We start from the raw sequence: 3,738 nt of genomic DNA on the forward strand, positions 1-3,738 counted from the left end.
CCCACACGCGCCCGAACGGGCCACACCCGTTTCCCGCCGGGGCGGCGGGCCCGAAGGGCCAGGGGAACTTTTGGGCATGCCGAGGATGCGTTCGGCCACGAGGTTGCGCTGGATCTGTGAGGTGCCGGCGGCGATCGTGTACTGCAGGGACCACAGGTAGTCGCGCGCGGCCTGGCGCGCCCGCGGTGGGGTGCCGCCGAGCACGGGCCGGCCCAGGATCCGGACCGTCAGCTCGGTGATCTCCTGGGCGAGCTCGCTGAACCGCAGCTTCACCGCCGAGCCGGTCGGCGCCGGCAGCCCGGTCCGCTCGGCCTCGGCGATCCCCAGCTGGGTGAGCCGCCACAGCGCGTCGACGCCCGCGTCCAGCCTGCCGACCTGCTTGCGCAGCGCCGAGTCGTCCCAGGCCGACACGCCGCCGGGGCCGGTCGGGGTCGCCTGCGCGACCTCGACGAGCGCCCGCAGCTGCGAGCGCAGCGTGATGATGTGCTGGGCGAACGCCGTGCCCCGCTCGAAGCGCAGCGTGACGTTGGTGACCCGCCACCCGTCGTTCTCCTCACCCACCCGGTTGGCCACCGGGGCGCGCGCGCCGTCGAGGAAGACCTCGCAGAAGTGGCTCTCCCCGTCGATCGTGCGCATCGGGCGGACCTCGACACCGGGCTGGTGCATGTCCAGGATCAGCCAGGTGATCCCCCGGTGCTTGCGCGCATCCGGGTCGGTACGCACCAGCAGCTCACAGTAGTCGGCCACCTGCGCCCGGGTGCTCCAGATCTTCTGGCCGTGGATGACGTACTCGTCGCCGTCGCGCACCGCCCGGGTGCGCAGCGACGCCAGGTCCGAGCCGGCGTCCGGCTCGGAGAAGCCCTGGCACCACACGTCCTGGCCGCGCAGGATCCGCGGCAGGTGAAACGCCCGCTGCGCATCCGTGCCCTCCGCGATCAGCGTCGGGCCCGCGTGCATCATCCCGACGAAGTTGACGCTGATATACGGCGCGTCCGCCCGCGCGTACTCCTCCAGGTAGACCAGCTGCTGGCTGACCGCCACGCCCCGGCCGCCGAACGCCTTCGGCCACTGCAGGCCCGCGTAGCCGGCGTCGTACAGCCTGCGCTGCCAGGCCGTGTCATAGGCCCGCCGCGCCGCCCAGTCACCAGGCGGCGGCGGCGCGCCGTGCGCCGGCACCTCCTTTTCCAGCCAGGCCCGCAGCCCGGCGCGAAACCGCTCGTCGGCCTCGCTGTAGGTGAGGTCCATCAGCCCTCCTGGTCGGTCAGTGGCGAGGCGAGAAGTTCCTTGACGGCGGCGAGGTCGACCTTGCCCGACGGGGTACGCGGCAACGCGTCAACGACCCGGATCTCGGCCGGCAGCTCGTAGGCGGCCAACACCCGGGCCGCATCCGCCAGCAGCGCCTCGACCACCTCCTTCGCCCCGCCCGCGCCGACGGCAGCGCGCAGCTCGACGGCGGCGACGGGCACGGCACCCAGCCGCGGGTCGGGACGGCCGACCACGGCGGCGGCGCGCACGTGGGGGTCACGCTCGAGCACCACCCGGACGTCGTCCGGAAGGACCTTGAAACCACCCCGGATGATCGCCTGATCGGCCCGCCCCAGAATCCACAGGAACCCGTCGGCATCCAGGCGGGCGAGGTCGGTGGTGCGCACCCAGCCCGGGCCGGAGGAGGTGCGAGAATGCTCCTCCTTCGCGCCTCCGGAGGCCCCCAGGCCAACAGCACCGTCGCCGAACTGGTGGGCGCGGACCTCCAGCAGGCCCTCGGCATCCGCCGGCAACGGCTCGAAGCTCTCCGCGTCGACGACACGCAGCTCACAGCCGGCGTGCGCCCGCCCGACGCTGCCCCGCTTGACCGCCCAGTACCTCTGATGATCGGACAGGTTCCAGCCCGCCACGCCGCCGCCGAACTCGGTGGCCGCATACGAGACCAGCACCGGGACGCCGTACTTCGCCTCGAAGGCGTCCGCGTCGTCCGGCGACAGCGGGGCCGTACCCGAGATCACCGAACGGACACTGGCGAACACGGCCGGGTCCAGATCGGCCTCCAGCACCATGCGCAACGCCGCCGGGACCAGGCTGACCGTACGCGGCCGGTGCCGACGCACCGCGTCGGCCCACGTGTCGAGCGCGAACCGCTCCAACAGGCACAGCGCCCGGCCGTCGTAGAGACACTGCAGGACGCGGAACAGGCCACCCATGTGCACCAACGGCGCATTCACGATCGCCACACCCGAACGCAGCCGGGGGCTGTCGTCCCGGTTGGACTCGTAGTGCTTGGCACCCACCAGCCCCCGGGTGAGCATCTCGTAGCCCAACGGGATCCGCTTGGGCGGCCCGGTCGTACCACTGGTCAACATCTCCACCGCCACACCCGGCCGCAACGCCCCCAGGTCGTCCGGCAGCCGGCCCGACGCGGCGACCGGCTCACCGAGATCGGTCGCCGTCAACACCAGCCGGCCCGCGGGCGCCCCGCCCGCCCCGTCGCCCCCGAACGTGGCGATGTCCTCGGGCGTGCCGGCGAGGATCGGCAGACCAAGGCCGGCGAGATCGGCGCGCACCCGGTCGACACCACGGCTCGGATTGATCGTGACGACACACGCCCCGGCACGCAGCAAACCGACGAGGAAACCGACATGCGCCGGCCGGTTGCGCAGCAGCACACCGACCCGGGTCCCGGGCCCCGGCACCTGGGCGGCGACCGCGCCCGCGGTCACCGCCAGCTGACCCCAGGTGCGCCACTGGCCCTCGAACTCCAGGAACTGCGCGGCCGGATCGAGGACGAGGGTCTCAGCGATGCGGCCGGACAGCGCACTCGGCGCGCCCGCCGCGGCAGTCGGAGTCACCGCAGCCTCGGCTGACGCTTGGGCAGCGGGTTGGCCCTGGCCTCGGCCATGCCGATCGGGTTGCCCAGACGGGTGTAGATCAATCCCTGCTCCATGGCGGCGCGGTACGGACGGTCCAGCGATTCCCAGATGGCACGGACCGTGCCCTGGGTGGCTGACGATGGCTTCTCGGCGATCCCGGCGGCGATCTCGTGTGCCCGCGCCCACAGCCGGTCGCGCGCGACGACCTCGGTCACGAGCCCGATGCGCAGGGCGGTGGCGGCGGTGACCCGCTCGTCGTTGCCCGACAGCGCGATCCGCAGCGTCTCGCCGAGCCCGATCTTGCGCATCAGGCCGATCGGCTCCAGGGCCAGCACCATGCCCTGGGAGACGTGCGAGTCGAAGAAGGTGGCGTCCTCGGAGCAGATCACGATGTCCGACTCGTTGACGAAGTAGAACGCCCCGGCCGTGCAGATCCCCTGCACGGCGCAGACGACCGGCTTCCAGACCTTCTGCCACTTGGGGGACAGCAGCTCGCCGGGGTCCTCGTGGTTCCAGACGTCGTCCGGCTGGCCGTAGCTCTTCTTGATGTCCAGGCCGGCGGAGAACGCCCGGTCGCCGGCGGCGCGCAGCACGACCGCGTTGACCGCCGGGTCGTCCTTGACCCGCTTCCAGGCGTCGCGGATCTCCTCGCACATCTGGCGGTCGAACGCGTTGAGCGCCTCGGGCCGGTTCAGCGTGATGGTGGCGACCTTGTCCGGGGTTACCTCGTACGTGATCGTGCCGTAGGACGACGGCCGCGCGGTCTGTGTCATCCGCTCACCTCCGTCTTCTCCGCCGTCTCCGCCGACGTCTCGGTCGTCTCCGCCGCGAGCGCGCCGGCCAGCGCGAGCGCGTGGCCGTCGCCCGCACCGAA

General features: G+C 72.4%; 3 protein-coding genes. All 3 read right to left on the reverse strand.

Annotated features, from left to right (window positions below):
- The coding region (locus I6A81_RS40655; protein WP_238431133.1) for an acyl-CoA dehydrogenase family protein at window positions 1-1,245 on the reverse strand (1,245 nt) is incomplete at its 3' end.
- Window positions 1,245-2,843, reverse strand: a complete 1,599-nt coding sequence (locus I6A81_RS40660; RefSeq protein ID WP_203008073.1) for a class I adenylate-forming enzyme family protein — start codon at window positions 2,841-2,843, stop codon at window positions 1,245-1,247. The genes I6A81_RS40655 and I6A81_RS40660, both read right to left, overlap by 1 nt.
- Window positions 2,840-3,637 (reverse strand): enoyl-CoA hydratase/isomerase family protein, encoded by a 798-nt coding sequence (locus I6A81_RS40665; protein WP_203008075.1) that lies wholly within the window; start codon window positions 3,635-3,637, stop codon window positions 2,840-2,842. The genes I6A81_RS40660 and I6A81_RS40665 overlap by 4 nt, the downstream gene beginning before the upstream one ends.
- Between the last annotated feature and the right edge of the window lie 101 nt (window positions 3,638-3,738).

Origin of the sequence: Frankia nepalensis (assembly GCF_016786325.1) — a bacterium.
GTDB lineage: Bacteria > Actinomycetota > Actinomycetes > Frankiales > Frankiaceae > Pseudofrankia > Pseudofrankia nepalensis.